This window comes from Paenibacillus sp. V4I7 (genome assembly GCF_030817275.1).
Taxonomy (GTDB): Bacteria; Bacillota; Bacilli; order Paenibacillales; family NBRC-103111; genus Paenibacillus_E.
Genome location: NZ_JAUSZD010000002.1, coordinates 858263 through 877346 on the forward strand (window position 1 = coordinate 858263; position 19084 = coordinate 877346).

The window sequence follows — 19084 nt, forward strand, 5'->3', positions numbered from 1 at the left end:
TGTAAAAGAACCTAGATCGACTAGACGTCTACCTATATGTTGAAAAATAGGCTATAATTAAACCAATGTAAAAAGTAAGACAGCTTAAGATGTATGCGTTTTAACAATCAACGTAGAAAGTTTCCGGAAGGAAACGCTAAGGAGGAAGCAGTTTTGGAGTTTAGAGGAGTTATGGGAGGACTGTACAGAATATCGGAGTGGATTATGCGGTTGTCAGTCATTAATCTGCTTTGGATGCTATGTTCGATTCCGGTTTTCTTTTTTGCTTTTATGGGCTTGGTGAGTCCATCCGTTGATGCATTGAAGGCATCACTACCCATTATCGCCATTTTGGCACCGTTTACTTTATTTCCTGCAACTTCCGCGATGTTTGCTGTAGCTCGGAAATGGGTTACTGGAGAAGAAGATGTACCACTTTTGAAAACATATTTCCGCGGATATAAAGAAAACTACCTGCAGAGCATGGTAGGTGGTATTTTCTTCGTCATCATTTTCGTGATCATTGCGGTGAACTACTTCTTTTATTTGAAACAGGGGAGTTCACTGAAACTATTGGCCGTATTGTTTATCGCTTTCACGGTCATTATTATCATTTCTTTGTTCAATTTCTTCTCGATTATGGTTCATTTGCATATGAAGATTTTTCAAATTTTGAAGAATGCTATATTGATTACCATTGGCAATCCAATCAATTCGATTGTTCTGCTGCTTTGCAACGGAGCCATCCTTTACATTTGTATGACCAAATTTAATTTCTTCCTTGTCGTTTTCTTTATGGGAAGTATTATGGCGACCTTCTCGTTCTGGCAGTTTAACCGCAGCTTCACCAAACTCCAAACGAAGCAGCAAGAACTAGAAGAGAAGGAACAACAGAGGCTTGCTGAAGCGCAAGAAGAGGAAGCACAAAGCGAAGCAGAAGCTGTAACTGAAAGTGAAGAAGAAAGTAAGACAGAAATTAGCTTGCATAAAAAAGATGAGAATGAAAAGACTAGAGACTAAACCTACCAGTTGATAATCAACCGGTACGGCACTATAATAAGAACTACAAAAGAATCCTGCGATGTACGTAACGGTTTTAAGTTGTTTTAAACCAATGACTGTTTCTAGGGAGACCTACATTGAAGTGTGGCTGACATGCCCTCGAAAGGGGACCTCAAATACACCTCTGCGGACACCCACCTGCGAGAGCGGGTTTGAAGCACCAAAACCGGACGGCATAGGCGGGTTTTTTTGTATTAAAAAGAGGTTGATCAGGTAGATTCCTGATTCAACCTCTTTTTATTTTATTTTATTTTCAATGACCAGCCAAATCACTTAGCTGATGGAATGTATTCTGCAGAGTTCCGTAAAGACCGCGATATATTTGATAATAGGCTTCATACTGTTTTTGATTATCCATAATTGGCTCTACACGATCGGTGACATGAATCCATTTCTCACAGAGAGTAGTTATATCCTCTTGGAGTACGCCGGAAGCAGCCATAATAGCAGCGCCATACGCAGGGCCGTCTGTGGAATTAACAGTGACCACAGGGATACCGAAGATATCAGCAATCATTTGACGCCAGAACGGACTTCTGGCACCGCCGCCATTCACGCGAAGCTCGGTAACTTCAATGCCGGACTCGCGGATTAGCTGCAGCGAATCGCGGAGCCCGAAGGTAATGCCTTCGAGAACGGCACGGGTGAGATGTGCTTTCTCGTGCCGTAGGTTTAGACCGATGAAGGCGCCGCGAGCCTTCGGATCGGGGTGTGGTGTCCGCTCACCGGATAAGTAAGGCAAGAAGAGCAAGCCTTCGCTCCCGAGGGGAGCTGTGGCGGCTGTAGACGTCAGGATCTCGTAGACGTCTTTGCCTTCCTGCTGCGCACGCTCAAGCTCCTCGTGCGCAAAGTGGTTGCGCCACCACTGGAACGAGCCGCCAGCGGCCAGCATGACCCCCATGCGGTGCCATTTTCCAGGCACACCGTGACAGAAGGAATGAAGCCGATAAGCTTCATCGACTTGGTAGGTGTCGTCGTGAACGAAGACGACACCGGACGTGCCGAGCGCCACAGAGGCGATGCCTTGGCGTACGACGCCAACACCTACGGCGCCGCAAGCTTGATCGCCGCCTCCAGCTACGATAGGCGTGCCTGCGGCTAGGCCGGTTAGGGTGGCCGCTTCAGGCAGCAGGTGTCCGGCCACATCGCCGGACTCATAGAGCGGCGGCAGCCATTCCATAGGAATGTCCAGCCGCTCAGTGACGGTCTGCGACCAGCTGCGGTGCGCGACGTCCAGCAGCAGGGTGCCGCTTGCGTCGGCCATGTCCATGCCGAACGCTCCCGTCAGGCGCAGCCTGACATAGTCCTTCGGCAGCAGCAGATGCCGAACGCGCGCGTAATGCTCCGGCTCATGCTGCCGGAGCCAAATGACCTTGGGCGCGGTGAAGCCGGTCAGCGCCCGGTTGCCCGTTAGTCGTCCGAGTTCGGCTTCGCCGACGGTCGACTCGATGTAAGCGCACTGCTCCGCGGTGCGCTGATCACACCAAAGCAGCGCAGGCCGGATGACCTGCTGCGCCTCGTCCAGGAATACCGACCCGTGCATCTGGCCGGAGAAGCCAATGCCAGCGACGGCTTCGCCAGCGACGCTTGTTTTCTCTAAGAGAGCGCGGATACCCTTGACTGTGGCGTTCCACCAATCCTCAGGATGCTGCTCTGCCCATCCCGGATGGGGCTGTTGAAGCGGATATTCAACGCTATGGCTGCCAATCACCTGACCGGTGTCATCCACTAGAATGCATTTAACTGCAGAAGTTCCTAAATCTAAGCCCATGAAATACGACACGAAGATTCACCCTTTGTTGGTTAGTTGTTGTATTTTAGTAGTTTCCTCTATATTCTTTGTTTGTTTAATAAATATACAAAGATTATTGTTATTATATTCGCACGTTATAACAGAAATCCTGCTTATGGCGATATTTATTTCCATAGTAAATTCATTTCATGCCACTGGATGCCAGCATGCTGAGAATTTGATGGAGCTACATAAAGAAATCCATTTCTTTCGTAGAATGAAATTAAATGCTCTTCACACATCAAAACAATGCCTTTTAAATCATCTTTTCTGGCTACTTCGATGATACGTTGCAGAAGTTCAGTGGCAACCCCGCGTCGTTGGTAGGACGGATGTACGGCTATAGTTAATACACAGAGGTATTGTCCTTCCTCAGCGTGCTGTGTCTCTTTCTTGATACTGTCATCAGCCAGTTCTTTATTATGTATCTTAACGCTATTGGTTACGCCGATAATTTGATGGTCAAGCTCATTTTCTGCTACAAGAAAATAGGATCCATACACATGCTTTCTCATCTGAAAAGCTTCTAATGAGGCAGCCGCCTCCTTTGAGAAAACAGCAGTTTCGATCTCATAAGCCTTCCTAATATCTGTATCGCTTTCAGCTGGGCGAATCAGCATGATCGTTGAATACCTCCTTGTTTATAACGCCAAAGTGAATGAGTCCTAAGTTGGATAATAAAATATGGAATATTAATGTTAAATCTGGGAGCAATCCTTCCGATTTTTATTTCCCCTCTTTTTCTTAAGCCTAAACAATGGTAAGATAGAGAGCAGTGTAGAAATGGCAAGTGGTCTATATGCACTTCATTGAAGGGGGAAAAGGCTTTTGCTTAAGAGAACTTTAATCGGATTAATTCGCAGTCATGAAACGACCGGAGATAAAGCCAAAGATCCTTTGCTTAAAACAAGATATTACAAGCTTCCGAAAGAACAAGTATGGGAAGAAGTCACAGCCGTTCTGAAAAAAACGCCGGGATATAAACTTCTCCACGAAGTTCAAAATGTAGGTGAAATTCTTGCGGAACGTAAAACAGTGACTGGACGAACACAGGATGTTACGTTAACGCTATTTGGGATTAATCCCGTGAAAACAGCGGTAGACATTTATTCAGCATCCCGAGGCTCAATGGGGGATCTGGGTTCCAATTACCGTACTATTATAGATATTTATAAACAATTAGACAGAAAACTTGCTTCATATAAGATTGAAGGATGAGAAAACTCTTATCGAGGCCATTCAATGATGAGCGACCGCGGTTAGATGAAAGTTGTATCGCTAATAAGAAAGTGGTTTTCGGAAAACGAAAACTAGCCTTACTTATGTGGAAACAAAAACAGCAGGGAAGCTAGGCCTCCTTGCTGTTTTATTTTGTGCGTATTAAACTAATTTTTTGACAGCTTCTACGGCTGTTTCATAATTAGGGTGAGCCGTCATTTCGCTCAGGTACTCAACGTATTGAACGGTATCATTCGCATCGATGACAAAAATGGAACGCATATCAAGTTGAAGCTCTTTGATCAATACGCCATAAGCTTCGCCGAAGGATTTTGTTTTGTAATCGGACAAAGTGATTACTTTATCAATACCTGCCGCACCACACCAACGGGATTGTGCAAAAGGAAGATCAACACTGATGGTCAGAACAGCAACATTGTCGCCCAGACCTGCTGCTTCTTCATTGAAGCGGCGTGTTTGTGCGTCACAAACGCCTGTATCCAAAGATGGAACAACGCTGATCAGCTTTACTTTACCTGCATAATCTGCGAGGGAAACTTGAGTCATCAAATCTTTGTTAACCGTGAAGTTAGGTGCTTTATCACCCACTTTAATTTCAGGTCCTACTAAAGTAATCGGATTGCCTTTAATGGTAGCAACACCAGTACGTTCTTGTGCCATTTGAATTGTTTCCTCCTTTATTTTCCATGCTAAATAACAACTTATTTATTATAAGCTTTTTCAACTTAGGTTGTCCAATCGTTACAGTAAGGCTATAATTTAAATGTTTAAAGATCGCATAAGCTCGTAATCATGTAAGAAAAGTCGGGGGATTTATCCAAGTGGAATTAAGACAATTGCAGTACTTTGTAAAAGTAGCAAGAAAGCAGCATGTAACCCAAGCAGCAGAAGAAATGCATGTGGCACAGTCAGCTGTTAGCCGGCAGATTCATCTTTTAGAGGAAGAGCTGGGCATTAATTTGTTTGTGCAAAAAGGTCGTAATCTTCATCTTACGTCAGTAGGTCATTTATTCTTAAGCCGGGTCGAGGGGATACTAACGGACTTGGAACGCGCTGTTGGCGAAATACATGAATTTCTTGACCCGGAAGCCGGGGAAATTCGCATTGGGTTTCCACATAGCCTTGTCATCAATTTGCTCCCTGCTGTCGTTGCAGCCTTTAAAAAAGATCATCCTAACGTTAAATTTCGGCTTCGTCAAGGGACCTATACATCCTTAATCCGAGATGTTTCTAAGGGAGAGATAGATCTGGCTTTCATTTCGCCATTTCCAGAATCCCATGAACATGTTACGGGTGAAATCTTGCTAACTGAAGAGCTGTATGCGATTATTCCCTCCAACCATATCCTTGCTGATTACACATCCATACGACTGGAGCAGTTAAAGAATGAGCCATTCGTTATGTTTAGTGAAGAATATACGCTGCGTACGATTGTGATGGAGGCGTGCTTGAAAGCGGGCTTCGTTCCGAAGATTGAGTTCGAAGGTGAAGAAACAGATACCATTCGTGGATTAGTAGCCGCGGGTATGGGGGTGAGCTTGCTTCCGTCCATGGCTTTAATGGAAAGCGGTCAAATGCAACCGGTCAAAATTCGCGTGACCGATCCTGTGGTCACTAGAACTGTCGGTTTAATTCGCCGAAAAGGTGAAAAGCTACCTTTGGTAGCTGAAGTTTTCAGACGGTTTCTATGTGAATATTTTCAATGAAAAAAAGCTCATCTTGTGGGTGTGAATGACACCTCACAAGATGAGCTTTTATGTTGTTTAGTCGTCACTATTACGACCATTAAATATCATGATATATTTCAGAAGTTCAAGAACGGAGATTAAAGCTGCTGCAACATACGTAAGAGCGGCTGCATTCAATACTTTGGCCACCCCGCGTTCTTCTTCATTAGAGATGAAGCCTTCAGCGATCATTAAATCTCGGGCTCTTGAGCTGGCGTTAAATTCTACTGGTAATGTAACTAATTGAAAAGCAACGGCTGCTGCGAAAAAGATAATACCAAGACCGAGTAGGTATGGGATCTGTTGGAAAAAGAAACCGGCTAGTATGAGCAAGGGAGCTACACCGGAAGCGATATTAACAACCGGGAACATGCGGTGCCTTGCTACAAGCATTGGATAGTGAACTTGGTGTTGAATGGCATGACCTACCTCGTGACAGGCCACAGCAACAGCAGATATGGAGCTTTGGTAGTAGACGGGTTCAGATAAACGTACTACTCTGGCTAGCGGATCATAGTGATCGGATAGGGTTCCGGGTACAGCTTCAACAGGGACATCATATAGTCCATTAGCATCAAGCATGCGCCTTGCCGCCTGAGCCCCCGTCATTCCTGAGTAAATTGGAACTTTGGACCATTTGTTGAATGTTCCCCGAACACGAAACGAGGCCCACAACGAAAGTCCGAATGCAATTATTATTAGAAAATCCATGGGATGAAAAAAGAACATTTGACATTCCTCCGTATTTCGTTATGAGAACGGATTTTTACCTAGAAGAACAATTAGCGCTTCAATACAGGCCGCGGTTGGCTGAGTAAGAATACGGGAAAGCTTCTTCATTTGATTTGGTTTCAACTGTTGGATGATGGGTCCCAGCTCTTTAGCTTCTTTCATTAACTGCTCTAGATGAATCTGGATAGATGTCAGCTTATCTCTCACTGTATCATCTGGCGACACTTTACTCCATTGTTGTAAATTCGCTTTGATTTCCTCTAAGGTATATTTCTCGTTCTTCATAGATTCAATACGTTTAAGTCGATTTAAAGTTTCAGCACTATAAAGGCGGTAATTCGTATCTGATCTTTTCTCGGGTTCGATCAAGCTCAGCTTGGTGTAGTAATCAATGGTTCGAGAACTGACATCGGCAAGTTTGGCTAGTTCCCCGATTTTATAAAGCTTCTCATTCCCCATAATAAGTTCACCTCTACTCCAATGTTATGTATGAATTCTACTATATATTAATGATACCTGATTACAAACCGTACAGTCAAACGTATTACTTATCAAAGCTGACATTGAATTCAGGGTAGGAATCGTAATATTTGGCTCGATCTATGAACGAAAACACGAATTATGCCTCTTCGATGTGAGGTTATTTTTCGCTTTTTTCAATTTTTTAAAGAGAATCCTATTGTCAAACCCATTTAACCTGTATATAATGACATTAAGAGTTTCATTACATGTTACTTAATATAACATTAAAAGGAAGTGGTCGTATGGTTAAGAAATTGTTGTTAGCTTTCGGCGTTATGGCATTATTATTCCCTACTCTCGCATTTGCTGCGGACGATGCAACAGTACCCCAACTTCAAAGTGCAATTAATGCGGTTTGGATTATGTTGGCAGCTATTTTGGTCATCTTCATGCAAGCTGGTTTTGCTTTATTAGAAGCGGGGTCTACTAGAATGAAAAATGCCGGTCACGTAGCCGGTAAAACAATTTTAACTTTCGGTTTATGCGCCATTGCTTTCTGGGCTGTAGGTTTCGGTTTCGCCTTCGGTGACGGAAATGCGTTCTTCGGAACAACGGGCTTCTTCGTTACTGGCTTAGAAGATCAAGCTACAGCGGCATTCGCTTCCCTTTCGTACTCTGATGTACCTATTGGTATTAAATTCTTGTTCCAACTTGCTTTTGCTGGCGTATCCTTAGCGATTGCATGGGGTGGATTTGCAGAAAGAGCAAAGCTTCCTGTTTACTTTATCTTCGGAATTTTATTCACTGTCATCATTTATCCAATTGTTGCTCACTGGGTATGGGGCGGCGGCTGGTTGAGTAAACTTGGCATGCAAGATTTCGCGGGTTCCACGGTTGTTCACTTACAAGGTGCAACAGCAGCGCTTGTAGCTACCATCTTGTTAAAACCTCGTATTGGCAAATATAATAAAGATAAAACGCCAAACTTGATTCCTGGTCACAACCAAGTGTTATCCGTCCTCGGTGTTATCATTCTTTGGATCGGTTGGTTCGGGTTTAACCCAGGTAGTACACTAAGTGCAATGGGTGATGGGTTCTTTGGTTATATTGCTCTTACAACGAACATGGCTGCTGCGGCAGGTGGAGTTGCGGCTCTAATCATTTCTTGGATGTACTTCGGAAAAGCAGATATTCCTAGTATGTTAAACGGTGTTCTTGCAGCGCTTGTTGCGATTACAGCAGCTTGTGCATTCGTTGATACATGGGCTGCCATCGTCATTGGTGCGGTAGCTGGTATTGTTACATTCTTCACAGCACAATGGTTTGAAAGAGCTGGAATCGACGATCCGATCTACGCTTTCTCCGTTCATGGTATCGCAGGTATTTGGGGTACTCTTTCCACTGGTTTGTTCGCTACACCTGAGCTTTCAGCGAAGGTTGGTGTTGGTGGTGCAGGATTATTCTACGGCGGTGGTTTACACCAATTGGGCATTCAGGCATTGGGCTTAGCTGGAGCATTCGCATTCGTACTTGTTCTTTCTTTCATTATCCTAGGTATACTTAAAGCTACAATTGGTCTTCGTGTTACAGAAGAAGAAGAAATTATCGGTCTGGATTTGTCTGAACATGGTTCTTACGGATATCCAGAACAAATGAAAAAAGCAGCTCAAAACGGCATGTCCGGTTAATACAACATACACTTTCTACTAGGCAAAGGGGATGCAACATGAATCATCTCTCAATGGAACAGATCCTGGAACGCATCTATCAATCGGAACAGTTCGATGAGATGCGAATAACCAGAGATCAGGTGCATGAGATGTTTCGGGAGCATCTCCTTTTCTCTCATTCAACTGAAATTGGGCAAAAAGTAAATCAAATACACGATGCTTTCATTCACAGAACGATAGAACTTGCAGAACATATGTTGGAGGATGAAGGGTATGGGAAACCGCCTGTTCCATATGCATTTATTTTGCTGGGTAGTGGAGGAAGACGTGAACAAACGCTGTGGAGCGATCAAGATAACGGACTTATATATGAAGAAAGTGAAGATCACACAGAGGAACAATTAGATGACTATTTTATCAAACTTGTAGATTGTATCCTTCGTGGGCTTGATATTTTAGGCTATCCGCCTTGTGAAGGCAATGTGATCTCGAGTAACAAGCAATGGCGAAAGCCATTATCCATGTATATTGAGATGATGACAGCATGGTTTATGGAGCCGAATTGGGAAAATGCTCGATATTTACTCATACTGGCTGACATGCGCTGTATCTTCGGTTCTAAAGCTTTGGTAGATCGGCTCAAAAGCGAGTTTCTTGCTTATGTTAAGGAACATCCTAGTGTCTTGAAGTATTTGTTATCCAATACACTCCATCATCGAATAACAATGGGTATATTCGGGCATCTGATTACAGAAAGATATGGGGAGGATGCAGGTGGGTTTGATATTAAATATGGTGCCTATATTCCTATCGTAAATGGGATTCGACTCCTTGCTATTGAAGCAGGGATCATGCACTCATCTACGTTGGAGAGAATTAGATTGCTGCAGGAAGCTTCCTTCATTCCTATGCAATTAGCAGTTGAATGGCAGGCTGCTTTTGGAGTTGCGCTTAAGCTTAGAGATTTGACACCTTATCAACTCGACGATGAGATGTATACGACAAGAGGTAAACTAAACGCTAATCAGTTGACCAAGGAGATAAAGCAAGAATTAAAACATTGCCTGCGTACTGGGATGGGATTACAAAAATATGTTAGAAAATCCATTAGTTCACATATAGAGACGGGAAAAGATTTGAAATAACGGAGTTTATGTCAGGGATAGGGAGTGGTGATTCGAGATGAAAGACATGCGTACAGCTGGGCGAATGTGGCATTTGTACAAAATGGGTGGTCTTACACCAGCTCTTACGTCTATGTTTGATGTGCAAAGTGCTCAGCAGATGGCTTTTATTCGCTCCATGTTAAAGGAACAAAGGAAAGATTCCCTTTTTGAGATACCGCTTCACTCGATGGAAATCGTTGTTTTTGATCTGGAAACGACGGGCTTCTCTCCATATAACGGTGATGAAATTATTTCGTTCGGTGGCGTCTCTGTCATTGGCGGTGAAGTGCAAAGTAATCATACCTTCTATAGTATGGTAAATCCAAAGCGTAAGATTCCAGATGAGATTGTTGAGCTTACCGGCATTACGAACGAAATGGCTGCTGAAGCACCTGAATTAATAGGAGTGTTAAGTGACTTCTTGGAGTTTGTTGGGCAAAGAATATTGGTTGCTCATGCAACAGGGCACGATAAAAACTTCTTGAATTCGGCCCTATGGCGCACGTCCAAAGTGAGCTTATCACATCGTGTTCTCGATATCATGATGATCGCCAAATGGCTAATGCCAAAGAGGAAAAATTTGAGTTTAGACTCTCTGCTTCATGCTTATGATATTCCGGTAACGAATCGTCACCATGCGCTTGAGGATTCCCTTATGACTGCGCAGCTGTGGTCTAGATTCATGGAAGAAATAAAATCAAGGAATGTAGATACCTTAGGTGATTTGTACGCCTTATTAAGCCATCACTGACCGATGACAAACGCAAGTTTGTGATAAGAGGTCTGGGGGGCTTTTTTTATTTGGTAAAGCTGTAGTTCAGGGTGTTGCGGTTGCTGGAAGGATAAGATCCAATAGGTAGGAATCGAATGCCAGAGTGTTTGTAGATCCTGTTCCGAGGGGAGCGGAGGTGCCGTCGGATGCGAATGGAAAAGGCCAATTATAGGATTATTCCTGTCCATTAGATAAGGAAGCATGTCTGCAGGATCTATTTGGAAATGATTCAGTGGGTTACTTGCGCTATTCCGTAAAGGAATGAAGGTGCGAGCTTGCAGTTCCGCATTCTTCTCATGGGATTGTCCGCCGAGAATGAAGCCGCATGCTTCTTCAGGAAGGCGTTGCAAGCTGTGGATGATAAGATCTTCGTATAGTACTTCATTTATATGGACAATCACCCTCAATCCGCCCCTCCTAATCAATGTGCATGTTAGAATGAGGTTAGTATATCATGCTTTTTTAGTCATTTCCCCTTTAGGTTTAATAAAGAAGAACACGAGTGCAAGCATAAGAAGTGCCAAGGAAGACACAGTGATGAATATGGCTTGGTCCGAAATGTTCATGAGCCATCCGAAAAGTGGTGGACCGCAAGCTACACCAATGAATCGGAGACTATTGTATAACGAGGTTATCATTCCGCGCTGTTCACGCTCTACAGATCCGGTAATCAGTGTATTTAAGCAAGGCAACAGCAGACCAGTGCCTATTCCACTTAGTGTAAGTAAACCGATGAATATGTAGAGATTGGTATTTAGGAAGATAGCTAATGCTAGCGAAACGGTCATCATGATGAGCCCGATGTTCATTAACCAGCGCATCAATTTGACGTTCTCTTTGATTTTGGCACCGGTGGTATAGGAGGTAATGACCATACCAAGCAAAGGAATCGCGAGAATAAGTCCCTTGCGAACGCCTTCGATGCTATATGGTTCTTCTTCCAATATTTGAGACAAGTAGAAAAGGACACCGAACAGAATGAATAACGAAATGGAGCCAGCGAAAAACGCAGGGATGAGCCAGCGACCTTTTTCCCGAAAAATGCCTCGAATTTGCTTCAAGTAAGCCTTAAGAGGTTCCGCTTCCTTTTCTTTAGGAGGTTCCTTAATCATAAAGATAACTGCGAGCAGTGCCAACACACAGAAGATAGGGAAAGCAAAAAATGGTGCAAACCAAACGATCAAAGCTAATAAAGAACCTAATATCGGGCTTACGACTTTACCAGCTCCATTAGAAGCCTCTATGAGCCCAAGCGCTTTACTCGCGGTCCCGCCTTTATACAAATCTCCTACAAGCGCCATCGCGATAGGGGCTGTCCCAGCTGCTCCTAAGCCTTGTATAGCTCGTGCTGTTATCAGGATAGGATAGGAGTTCCAAACAGCTCCAAGGCCTGCTAGAACGCCAGCAGAGCCGTAAACAATAAGTGAAGGGACGATAACAGCTTTGCGTGTAAAGCGGTCTGATAAATAACCCGATACAGGAATGATAAGACCGGCTGTAATGGAGAACAAGGTGATGACGAGAGAGCTCTGGAAGCGCGAGATGCCCATCCTTTCCTGCATATCAGGTAGAATGGGGACTAGCATCGAATTACCTAGCACAAGAACTAAGGGAATCGTTGCTATTGCGATGTATTCCCAAATGTGGCCTTTTTTGTTTTTAGATTTGTTTTTAGTGTTGTTTTTAGTGTTGTTTTCAGACTTGTCTTCAAATATGTTTTCCGAATTTTTTTTGCCATTGGCTTCTTTTGTATGCATGATAATGTGAGTCCTTTCAGAACATAATGTATGTTTACTTTTCCCATAATAGTTGAAAGCATACTTTGGATTTTCATTGATGTTGGAATTTACGCGGAATTGGAGATAATATAGACAGAGTGGAGGTGGATATGCATTGAAAAAGAATATGTTTGTGATAGCCCTGGTGGTTATATTAGCAGGATTTGCTATTTATCAAAACGCTCAGCGTCAGAATAAAGAGACGCTTATGCCTACTGAGCAAGCGCCAAAAGTGAATTTCTTGGCCCCCTCGTTTACGTTGAAAGGGCTTGATGGGAAAGACTACACGATTGGCGGAGCGCGTGAGAAGCCTTTGTTCGTTAATTTCTGGGCTTCATGGTGCGGTCCATGTGAGGAAGAGGCGCCGGATTTGGTAAATGTGTATAACAAATATCAAGGGCAGTTTGATCTCTATGCGGTCAATGTGACACCCGGCGATAAAATGGAGAACATTACGAAGTTTGTGGAAACCTACAAATTTCCATTCCCGGTGTTAATAGATAAGCAAGGAACGAATGCGGATGCCTATCGAGTGGTTGCGATACCAACCAGTTTTTTAATCGATAAAAATGGGGTCATTCGCGAGGTCGTTCATGTACTTTCTCCTAAAGATTTGGACAAGAAAATTGCAGGTCTCATTAAAGAATAAAAAAAGCTGCAAGAGAGCGCCGATTGTTGGCTTACTCTTTGCAGCTTTTCTTGTATGTTCTTTTAGAGATAAATCATTAATGATTTACTAAACCTAGGCGCTCTTGTTGGTCTATATTTACCGGCTCTACGCGTTTTCTTCCGATTAGTGCATAGCGTAAACTATCTACAAGTGCATACCAGCTAGCTTCAATGATGTTACTAGATACACCAAGCGTGTTCCACGTTGTGTTGAAGTCAGTTGATTCCATTAGAACCCGAACCTTACCGGCAGTAGCACCTTTGACATCAAGGACACGTACTTTATAGTCGGAGAGATGGACGTTCTTAATATCGGGGTAATATTGGATCAGCGCTTTACGTAAGGCATTGTCAAGAGCATTTACAGGACCGTTGCCTTCAGCCGCGGTATAGATCGTTTCCCCATGAACCTTCACTTTAACGATGGCTTCGGAAACGACCGATTGATTAGCGGATTTCTCAACAAGCATTTTGAACGATTCTAATGTGAAAATCTCTTCCAGGCCTTCGAATGCTTCACGCAGCAAAAGCTCAAGTGTGGCATCGGCTCCTTCGAATTGATAGCCTTGATGCTCGAGATCTTTAATTTTCTCAATGACTTCTTTGGTTTTCTGATGTTCTTTATTAAAGTCTAGATTCAGTTCTTGGGCTTTCACAAGCACATTGCTTTGCCCTGCAAGCTCTGAAACAAGTACACGTTGTTTATTGCCGACGAGTTCAGGCTTCGTATGCTCATACGTACTAGCATCTTTGAGAATGGCTGAAACGTGAATACCGCCTTTGTGCGCAAATGCAGCATTCCCAACATAAGGCTGATTAACAGGCATATGCATGTTGGCGATTTCGCTAATGTATCTCGAAACAGGCGTTAATGATTTCAGTTGCTCCTCGGAAATAACCGAATAGCCAAGCTTCAACTGAAGGTTAGGGATAATGGAGCTAAGATTAGCATTACCGCAGCGTTCTCCATAGCCATTGATGGTTCCTTGAACTTGTCTTGCTCCTGCTTGTACAGCAGCAAGGCTGTTTGCCACACCTAATTCACAATCATTATGAGCATGAATGCCAACGGGAGTGGTGACATTCTGTTTAACGGTAGTGACAATAGAGGTAATTTCGCCAGGTAAAGAGCCGCCGTTGGTGTCACAAAGGACTATCCAATCAGCTCCAGCGTCCTGTGCTTTTTTGATTGTTTGCAAGGCGTACTCGGGATTATTCTTGTAACCGTCGAAGAAATGTTCTGCATCATAGATGACTTCAAGTCCGCAGCTTTTTAAATAAAGAACGGAGTCATAAATCATAGCAAGGTTTTCTTCAAGTGTAGTTTGAATAGCTGTTGTGACATGGAAGTCCCAGGACTTACCAAAGATGGTTGCTACATGAGCGCCTGACTCCACGAGTCTGTTTAGATTAATGTCATCCGCAGCGATGGAATCCTTACGACGTGTGCTTCCGAATGCAGTAATCTTCGCATTCGTGAACTTCATGTCACGAGCACGCTCAAAGAATTCAATATCTTTGCTGTTGCTGCCAGGCCATCCGCCTTCAATATAATGAACCCCAAGCTCATCGAGCTTGCGGGCAATTTTAATTTTATCCTCGACGGATAAGCTGATGCCTTCTCCTTGCGTTCCGTCTCGTAGTGTGGTGTCGAAGATTTTGACTGATGTTGGCATAGGTTCCTCCTTCAAAAGCTAGCAAAGTGACTTCGGTGCTTGATGTGTAGGTGCTTGTGCTTGCTTTAAAGCGCTAATGTATAATTTACGATTATACCATAAGAGTATGGGTAAAGACATCATAACGCAAAAATACGTTTGCTTGAAAGAATAATTTTTTGTATGCTGAAAATGGCTCTAATAGTAGGTCGTTTATCAATGGGAGGGAATATAAATGGTGACAACTCAGCATCATTATCCCAAGCAAGGTAGAGTCATTTTGCATATAGATATGAATGCCTTCTACTGCTCTGTTCATGAGGCTGTTGAGCCTGATTTATATAAAGGAAAGCCTCTGGCTGTTGCTGGTAGTGTTGAGCTTCGTAAAGGGATTATTGTTACTTCATCCTATGCTGCGCGCGCTGTAGGGATCAAGACAGGCATGCAAGTTAGGCAGGCGCTGAAGTTGTGTCCAGATTTGATACTGATAAGACCTGATTTCGAACTGTATCGAAGTTTCTCAAGACGGTTTATGCAGATTGCTTATAGCTATTCGCCTATGGTGGAATCCATGTCAATCGATGAGTGTTTCGTCGATATAACAGGGTCCAAACAATTTGGAACCCCACTTGAGATTGCGAATAACATTCAACAGAAGATCATGCAGGAATTGAAGCTGCCTTGTTCGATTGGCGTTGCTCCCAATAAGCTGCTTGCCAAGATGGGCTCCGATATGAAGAAACCGAATGGGATATCTGTGCTGCGTCTGCGGGATGTTCCCTCTGTATTGTGGGACAAACCGTGTAACTATTTATATGGGATTGGCAAAAAGACGGCGGATAAGCTGACTAGACTTGGCATCCATACGTTAGGTCAGCTAGCGGTAGGGGACGAGGTGCTGCTTAGTAAGCACTTTGGCATCTTAGGTGCACATCTGAAGCGTTCGGCTAATGGGATTGACCATTCACTTGTAAACCCCGAACAAGAACAGAGCAAGTCAATTGGGCATACTACGACGCTGCCGCAGGATTTTACTGATACCAAAGAAATTCACCGAGTATTCTTAAATCTGGCGGATCAAGTAGCTAGAAGACTTCGCAAGCAGGAGCTAATGGCATCCACGATCCAAATTACGATTCGTGATCCGGAGATGAGGACGATTACACGATCCGTCACCTTGCCTACGCCAACCGAACATATGGACGATATTTATCGAACATCCTGTCAGTTATATGATCATCAATGGGAGGAAGGTAACCCTGTTCGGCTGCTTGGGATTACGCTGCAAAATTTAACGATGAAGGAAGAAACGTTCGTTCAGTTGGATCTATTCGATTATGAAAAGCAGCCCAAACGAGAAAATTTGAACCGCATTATGGACGGGCTTCGTGATAAATTCGGGGAAAATGCGATTCTAACCGCGGGGATGATGGGCGACAATCCTGCAACGTTGATTAGAAATCATAAAGCGAGAGGGACATCCCTGCAAATGGACCATTTGAGGAACAATCCCCTTCACAAAGAAGAGGAGAAGTGATGAAAAATGGCACATTGTATTGGCTTTGCCGGCTATTCGGACAGTGGAAAAACAACGTTAGTGGCCAAGCTAATCTTGGAAATGAAGCAGCGCGGCTATCGGATAGCCGTAATGAAACATGATGCGCATGGACATTATAAAGAAGCCGCAGGGACGGACTCCACGACTTTTGTAGAGTCGGGTGCAGAAGCAGTTGTAACTCTATCTCCAGATGGGATTCATGTGTTCGAGAAGAAGCGAAATCCAAGTCTAGAAGAACAGTTAAGTGCTTATGCACATCTAGACTATGTTTTTATCGAAGGCTTCAAGAAGGAAAAGCATCCAAAGATTGCCGTTTTTCGTACAATAGAGCAAAGTGAAATAATTCAAGCTCTTGAGCCTGAGCCCATAGCTATTGCAACAGATATGGACGATTTCAACTTTCAATTATCTGCTTTTCCTTCCTTCGATTTGAACAATATCCCTGGTATGGCTGACTTTATTGAACGATATTTTGGGAGCAAATAATTTTAAGGTTTGAACTTTGTCCGTATTTATATTATATTTTACATTGAGGATAATTTGAGGAGGAGTTAGAAATCATGGCAAAGTATACATTTGTTGATAAAGATACTTGCATCGCTTGTGGCGCTTGCGGAGCTACAGCTCCAGACATCTATGATTACGATGATGAAGGTTTGGCTGAAGTGATTTTTGATGGAGATGGCAACAAAGGGGTAACTGAAATCCCAGAAGATCTGTTTGATGATCTACAGGATGCACAAGATGGCTGCCCAACGGATTCCATTAAAGTTGCGGATACACCTTTTAGCTAATCAGTATAAAACATAATTTTGTGAAGTGATTCGCAGAATGTCGAAAGAGCTCAGTTCCTGCAAAGGAATTGAGCTCTTTTTTTGATAAAAATTGTATTTACTTGTAACTATTTATTGCCATTTTCTACTTGCCATCTTACAATGAATCTAGTAAACATGGGGAGGATCTTATGGGTAAGAAGAAATGGATTCAGACTTTAGCAGTAGGACTTGTGTTGATGTTATTTTCGACATATTTCTACACCGTTAACTCTAGCGGCTTGTTTTATTTTGTTGAGGGTCCCCTCCAAGATGTTTTGCGGAAAGCTAAATCTGTGGATGAACGTCAGCCAGAGGATCGCATCAAAATTATTAAGATTGATGAGAAATCACTTAAAGCAATTGGGAAATTTCCGTGGGATCGATCTACCTATGCGCAATTGATAGAAAAGCTAGAGCAGTCAGGCGCAGCAGCAATTGGTATCGACGTCGTGTTAGCTGAACCTTCGAAAAACCCCGCTGACGATAAAGCATTGGCTGATGTTTTGGCCAAGTATCAAAATGTTATCGTGCCCGTCCAAATTAACTATCCCTCCAAGCAAAAGCAAGCAGGCGATCTTGTGCCTGAGAAAATAGACTACCCCACTCCAACACTAACAACCAGTAGACAGCAAATGGCACATATTAATGTGTTTGTCGATAAGGATGGTAAGGCTCGGAAGCTGCCAGTTGGGCTGCCGGATGAGAATGGAGCATACATACCTGCGTTCAGCGTTGCGCTCGCCAATCTAGTTTTGGATGATAAGGACAAAGTGAAGCGAGATGAAGCAACTGGACAATGGAAGCGCGGCAATAAAGTAATGCCAACAAACGAAAGAAATCAAGTTACGACTGAATTTTTCACACTGCCAAGGCAGAAAGTAGATGCAACAACAGGCTATGAATCACTATCTTTCATTGATGTAATTAATAGTAAAAATCCTTTACCATTGCAAGGCAGTATAGTTCTGGTAGGGCCTTTCGTCACGGCCATGCAGGATGAATACCCAACACCGATCAGCTCTGTTAAGATGTTTGGAATCGAAATACATGCGAATATGATTCAAACTTTATTAGAAAGCAAGTTTTATAAAGATACAAGTAAGCCTTTTGGCGTAAGTATTATCTTGCTTATTTCTTTGCTTGCCATTTTCTTATTTCATAGATATAAAGGCAAAACTGCTCTAATTATTTTTCTGGGAATGTTCGTGATCTATGGTGGCGTATGGTTAACCTTCTACATTGCGGGATCAACCTTCGCACCTCTTGTATACCCGCAATTTGCTTTAGTTACGATCTACATTTGGTCGTTGGTGAGTCATTACCTGGAAGAGCGGAAGGAGCGCAACCGTGTAACCGGTATCTTCGGAAGGTTCGTTTCCAAAACGGTTGTAGACGAGCTGCTGCAGTCAGGCGAAGATGTTAAGCTTGGCGGCAGTCGTAAAGATATCTCGCTTATTTTCGTTGATATTCGCGGGTTTACCCCTATGTCGGAACGACTAGAGCCAGAGCAAGTTATTCAAGTGTTGAATGAGTATCTGGATGTATGTACGAAAGCTATTTTCAAATTTAATGGGACGCTTGACAAATTTATTGGTGATGGTGTCATGGCGATGTTCGGCGCTCCGATTGAATATGACAATCACCCGGAGATGGCTGTGCGAGCAGCTATTGAGATGAAGTCGCAGGCTACTGTTCTTGAGCAGAGGTTGATTGAAAAGTATGGCATCGGAGTGAAGTTCGGTCTAGGTATTAACAGCGGACCTGCGGTTGTTGGAAACATTGGTTCTGAAGACCTAAGGCTCGATTATACGGCTATAGGAGATACGGTCAACTTGTCAGCTAGATTAGAAGCGAACGCGAAACCAGGTCAAATTCTAATCAGTGAACAGACCTACGCGAGGGTCAAAGACCTTTTTGAGATAGAATCCATCGGTGAAATTAAGGTAAAAGGAAAAGAAAAGCCCGTGGCTGTTTATGAAGTTATCGGGAATCTCTAATAAATGAATGC

General features: G+C 43.4%; 19 protein-coding genes and 1 other RNA gene. 12 read left to right on the plus strand and 8 right to left on the minus strand.

All coding sequences use genetic code 11. From position 1 onward, the window contains the following. Nucleotides 1–153: 153 nt before the first annotated feature. Nucleotides 154–999 (plus strand): YesL family protein, encoded by an 846-nt coding sequence (locus tag QFZ80_RS05135; RefSeq protein ID WP_307548287.1) that lies wholly within the window; start codon nucleotides 154–156, stop codon nucleotides 997–999. Between the two features lie 50 nt (nucleotides 1000–1049). Further along, nucleotides 1050–1231: non-coding RNA, 6S RNA (gene ssrS / locus QFZ80_RS05140), on the plus strand. A 63-nt stretch (nucleotides 1232–1294) separates the two neighbouring features. Here ssrS and xylB read toward each other — a convergent pair. Both xylB and QFZ80_RS05150 read right to left on the minus strand, forming a co-directional pair. Continuing rightward, nucleotides 1295–2812 (minus strand): xylulokinase, encoded by a 1518-nt coding sequence (gene xylB / locus QFZ80_RS05145; RefSeq protein WP_307564031.1) that lies wholly within the window; start codon nucleotides 2810–2812, stop codon nucleotides 1295–1297. Between the two features lie 146 nt (nucleotides 2813–2958). Beyond that, nucleotides 2959–3453, minus strand: a complete 495-nt coding sequence (locus QFZ80_RS05150) for a GNAT family N-acetyltransferase (protein WP_307557591.1) — start codon at nucleotides 3451–3453, stop codon at nucleotides 2959–2961. Between the two features lie 208 nt (nucleotides 3454–3661). Here QFZ80_RS05150 and QFZ80_RS05155 point away from each other — a divergent pair, with 208 nt between their 5' ends. Beyond that, nucleotides 3662–4051, plus strand: coding sequence for a DUF1499 domain-containing protein (locus tag QFZ80_RS05155; protein ID WP_307557593.1), 390 nt, complete (start codon nucleotides 3662–3664; stop codon nucleotides 4049–4051). Between the two features lie 162 nt (nucleotides 4052–4213). Here QFZ80_RS05155 and tpx read toward each other — a convergent pair whose 3' ends face one another. Then, nucleotides 4214–4732 (minus strand): thiol peroxidase, encoded by a 519-nt coding sequence (tpx, locus tag QFZ80_RS05160; protein ID WP_307548282.1) that lies wholly within the window; start codon nucleotides 4730–4732, stop codon nucleotides 4214–4216. A gap of 161 nt (nucleotides 4733–4893) precedes the next feature. On the opposite strand from tpx, the gene gltC reads away from it, so the two are divergent. Continuing rightward, entirely contained in the window at nucleotides 4894–5778 is an 885-nt protein-coding gene (gltC, locus tag QFZ80_RS05165; RefSeq protein ID WP_307548280.1) for a glutamate biosynthesis transcriptional regulator GltC, read from the plus strand. A gap of 57 nt (nucleotides 5779–5835) precedes the next feature. On the opposite strand, the gene QFZ80_RS05170 is transcribed toward gltC, so the two are convergent. Further along, nucleotides 5836–6528 (minus strand): zinc metallopeptidase, encoded by a 693-nt coding sequence (locus QFZ80_RS05170; RefSeq protein ID WP_307548278.1) that lies wholly within the window; start codon nucleotides 6526–6528, stop codon nucleotides 5836–5838. A gap of 21 nt (nucleotides 6529–6549) precedes the next feature. After that, nucleotides 6550–6990 carry a MerR family transcriptional regulator gene (locus QFZ80_RS05175; RefSeq protein ID WP_307548277.1) on the minus strand — a complete coding sequence of 147 codons (441 nt, stop codon included), beginning with the start codon at nucleotides 6988–6990 and terminating at the stop codon, nucleotides 6550–6552. 305 nt (nucleotides 6991–7295) lie between these two features. Between QFZ80_RS05175 and QFZ80_RS05180 the strand changes: the two genes are divergently transcribed. The 3 genes from QFZ80_RS05180 to QFZ80_RS05190 are packed head-to-tail and all read left to right on the plus strand — an operon-like array spanning nucleotide 7296 to nucleotide 10580. Continuing rightward, nucleotides 7296–8681 carry an ammonium transporter gene (locus tag QFZ80_RS05180; protein WP_307548275.1) on the plus strand — a complete coding sequence of 462 codons (1386 nt, stop codon included), beginning with the start codon at nucleotides 7296–7298 and terminating at the stop codon, nucleotides 8679–8681. A gap of 38 nt (nucleotides 8682–8719) precedes the next feature. After that, on the plus strand, nucleotides 8720–9808 hold the full coding sequence (locus tag QFZ80_RS05185) for a DUF294 nucleotidyltransferase-like domain-containing protein (RefSeq protein ID WP_307548273.1): 1089 nt from the start codon (nucleotides 8720–8722) through the stop codon (nucleotides 9806–9808). Nucleotides 9809–9845: 37 nt separating this feature from the next. Next, a complete protein-coding gene (locus QFZ80_RS05190) occupies nucleotides 9846–10580 on the plus strand; it encodes an exonuclease domain-containing protein (RefSeq protein ID WP_307548271.1) in 735 nt (244 codons plus the stop codon). Here the strand turns inward: QFZ80_RS05190 and QFZ80_RS05195 are convergent. Continuing rightward, entirely contained in the window at nucleotides 10574–11002 is a 429-nt protein-coding gene (locus QFZ80_RS05195) for a M67 family metallopeptidase (protein WP_307564034.1), read from the minus strand. The genes QFZ80_RS05190 and QFZ80_RS05195 overlap by 7 nt on opposite strands. Nucleotides 11003–11053: 51 nt before the next feature. Continuing rightward, nucleotides 11054–12358, minus strand: a complete 1305-nt coding sequence (locus tag QFZ80_RS05200) for an MFS transporter (protein ID WP_307557595.1) — start codon at nucleotides 12356–12358, stop codon at nucleotides 11054–11056. A gap of 136 nt (nucleotides 12359–12494) precedes the next feature. On the opposite strand from QFZ80_RS05200, the gene QFZ80_RS05205 reads away from it, so the two are divergent. Next, nucleotides 12495–13028 carry a TlpA family protein disulfide reductase gene (locus tag QFZ80_RS05205; protein ID WP_307557597.1) on the plus strand — a complete coding sequence of 178 codons (534 nt, stop codon included), beginning with the start codon at nucleotides 12495–12497 and terminating at the stop codon, nucleotides 13026–13028. 76 nt (nucleotides 13029–13104) lie between these two features. On the opposite strand, the gene cimA is transcribed toward QFZ80_RS05205, so the two are convergent. Next, the gene (gene cimA / locus QFZ80_RS05210) at nucleotides 13105–14724 is read right to left on the minus strand and encodes a citramalate synthase (protein WP_307557599.1); all 1620 of its coding nucleotides are present in this window, start codon (nucleotides 14722–14724) and stop codon (nucleotides 13105–13107) included. A 214-nt stretch (nucleotides 14725–14938) separates the two neighbouring features. Here cimA and QFZ80_RS05215 point away from each other — a divergent pair, with 214 nt between their 5' ends. From QFZ80_RS05215 to QFZ80_RS05230, 4 genes are all read left to right on the plus strand, one after another. Further along, complete coding sequence (locus tag QFZ80_RS05215) at nucleotides 14939–16240, plus strand: DNA polymerase IV (RefSeq protein WP_307557600.1); 1302 nt, start codon at nucleotides 14939–14941, stop codon at nucleotides 16238–16240. Nucleotides 16241–16246: 6 nt separating this feature from the next. Then, nucleotides 16247–16747: a molybdopterin-guanine dinucleotide biosynthesis protein B gene (gene mobB / locus QFZ80_RS05220; protein ID WP_307557602.1), complete on the plus strand. Its 501-nt coding sequence runs from the start codon at nucleotides 16247–16249 to the stop codon at nucleotides 16745–16747. A 74-nt stretch (nucleotides 16748–16821) separates the two neighbouring features. Next, on the plus strand, nucleotides 16822–17055 hold the full coding sequence (locus QFZ80_RS05225; RefSeq protein ID WP_047686106.1) for a ferredoxin: 234 nt from the start codon (nucleotides 16822–16824) through the stop codon (nucleotides 17053–17055). A 170-nt stretch (nucleotides 17056–17225) separates the two neighbouring features. Further along, nucleotides 17226–19073, plus strand: coding sequence for an adenylate/guanylate cyclase domain-containing protein (locus QFZ80_RS05230; RefSeq protein WP_307557604.1), 1848 nt, complete (start codon nucleotides 17226–17228; stop codon nucleotides 19071–19073). Nucleotides 19074–19084 lie beyond the last annotated feature (11 nt).

Bases quoted from the DNA above. Each gene is read 5' to 3' on its own strand.
- xylB (WP_307564031.1), bottom strand. From the start codon at position 2,812: ATGGGCTTAGATTTAGGAACTTCTGCAGTTAAATGCATTCTAGTGGAT.
- QFZ80_RS05150 (WP_307557591.1), bottom strand. From the start codon at position 3,453: ATGCTGATTCGCCCAGCTGAAAGCGATACAGATATTAGGAAGGCTTAT.
- tpx (WP_307548282.1), bottom strand. From the start codon at position 4,732: ATGGCACAAGAACGTACTGGTGTTGCTACCATTAAAGGCAATCCGATT.
- QFZ80_RS05170 (WP_307548278.1), bottom strand. From the start codon at position 6,528: ATGTTCTTTTTTCATCCCATGGATTTTCTAATAATAATTGCATTCGGA.
- QFZ80_RS05175 (WP_307548277.1), bottom strand. From the start codon at position 6,990: ATGGGGAATGAGAAGCTTTATAAAATCGGGGAACTAGCCAAACTTGCC.
- QFZ80_RS05180 (WP_307548275.1), top strand. From the start codon at position 7,296: ATGGTTAAGAAATTGTTGTTAGCTTTCGGCGTTATGGCATTATTATTC.
- QFZ80_RS05185 (WP_307548273.1), top strand. From the start codon at position 8,720: ATGAATCATCTCTCAATGGAACAGATCCTGGAACGCATCTATCAATCG.
- QFZ80_RS05190 (WP_307548271.1), top strand. From the start codon at position 9,846: ATGAAAGACATGCGTACAGCTGGGCGAATGTGGCATTTGTACAAAATG.
- QFZ80_RS05200 (WP_307557595.1), bottom strand. From the start codon at position 12,358: ATGCATACAAAAGAAGCCAATGGCAAAAAAAATTCGGAAAACATATTT.
- cimA (WP_307557599.1), bottom strand. From the start codon at position 14,724: ATGCCAACATCAGTCAAAATCTTCGACACCACACTACGAGACGGAACG.
- QFZ80_RS05215 (WP_307557600.1), top strand. From the start codon at position 14,939: ATGGTGACAACTCAGCATCATTATCCCAAGCAAGGTAGAGTCATTTTG.
- mobB (WP_307557602.1), top strand. From the start codon at position 16,247: ATGGCACATTGTATTGGCTTTGCCGGCTATTCGGACAGTGGAAAAACA.
- QFZ80_RS05225 (WP_047686106.1), top strand. From the start codon at position 16,822: ATGGCAAAGTATACATTTGTTGATAAAGATACTTGCATCGCTTGTGGC.
- QFZ80_RS05230 (WP_307557604.1), top strand. From the start codon at position 17,226: ATGGGTAAGAAGAAATGGATTCAGACTTTAGCAGTAGGACTTGTGTTG.